Raw genomic sequence first — 236 nt, 5'->3', positions numbered from 1 at the left:
CCGCCGGCACGCCGCGCTGACCGCGCACCCCCGGTTCGCGCACCTCGTGTACACCGAGGACCCCGCGCCCATCGCGTCCTGGACCCCGCTGATCATGGCCGACCGCGACCCCGTCGAGCCCGTGGCCGCGACCCGCGCCCTCGACGGCCTCGCCGTCGCCTTCGGCACCCTCGCCCGGCGCATGGTCGACGATCTGGTCGCCCGCGGCGCCCGGGTCCGGCTGCAGCACGAGGTCC

At 78.0% G+C, this 236-nt stretch carries 1 protein-coding gene; it reads left to right on the top strand.

From position 1 onward, the window contains the following. On the top strand, positions 1-236 hold a 236-nt coding region (locus KVT14_RS21405; RefSeq protein WP_217617390.1), incomplete at both ends, for a malate:quinone oxidoreductase.

Source organism: Cellulomonas sp. GbtcB1, assembly GCF_019091725.1.
GTDB lineage: Bacteria > Actinomycetota > Actinomycetes > Actinomycetales > Cellulomonadaceae > Cellulomonas.
This window is presented reverse-complemented; position numbering and strand designations above follow the sequence as displayed.